Annotated in this window: 1 protein-coding gene; it reads left to right on the top strand. The window is 64.9% G+C overall.

All coding sequences use genetic code 11. From position 1 onward, the window contains the following. Window positions 1-870, top strand: an 870-nt coding sequence (locus tag I6F38_RS43250) for a chemotaxis protein CheA (RefSeq protein ID WP_225164695.1), incomplete at both ends; no start/stop codon positions are given.

Below are 870 nucleotides of genomic sequence, written 5' to 3'. Positions count from 1 at the left end.
CCAACGTCACCGCCGAGCTGCAGGAAGGCGTCATGAAGACGCGCATGCAGCCGATCGGCAATGCCTGGCAGAAGCTGCCGCGCATCGTCCGCGACCTCTCCGGCGAACTCGGCAAGCAGATCGAGCTCGAGATGCACGGCGCCGACACCGAGCTCGACCGCCAGGTGCTCGACCTGATCAAGGATCCGTTGACGCACATGGTGCGCAACTCCGCCGATCACGGGCTGGAGACCACCGCCGAGCGCCTCGCCACCGGCAAGCCGGAGCAGGGCACCATTCGCCTGTCCGCCTATCACGAAGGCGGCCACATCATCATCTGCATCGCCGACAATGGCCGCGGGCTCAACACCGAGCGGATCAAGGCCAAGGCGCTCCAGAACGGTCTCGTCACCGAGGCTGAACTGGAGAAGATGACCGAGGCCCAGATCCACAAGTTCATCTTCGCGCCGGGCTTCTCGACCGCCGCGCAAGTCACCTCGGTGTCCGGCCGCGGCGTCGGCATGGACGTGGTGCGCACCAATATCGACCAGATCGGCGGCACCATAGACATCAAGAGCGTGGCCGGCGAGGGCGCCTCGGTCACCATCAAGATCCCGCTGACCTTGGCGATCGTCTCCGCTTTGATCGTGGAAGCCGGCGGCGACCGTTTTGCGATTCCCCAATTGTCTGTGGTCGAGCTGGTGCGGGCCCGCGCCAACTCCGAGCACCGCATCGAGCGGATCAAGGACACCGCAGTGCTGCGCCTGCGCAACAAGCTGCTGCCGCTGATCCACCTCAAGAAGCTGCTCAAGATCGACGACGGCGCGACCACCACCGATGCCGAGAACGGCTTCATCGTGGTCACGCAAGTGGGCAGCCAGACCTTCGGCA

The organism is Bradyrhizobium sp. BRP56 (genome assembly GCF_020194035.1).
Classification (GTDB): Bacteria; Pseudomonadota; Alphaproteobacteria; order Rhizobiales; family Xanthobacteraceae; genus Bradyrhizobium; species Bradyrhizobium australafricanum.
The sequence above is the reverse complement of the archived record's forward strand: the minus strand, read 5'-3'. Positions and strand labels throughout refer to the sequence as shown.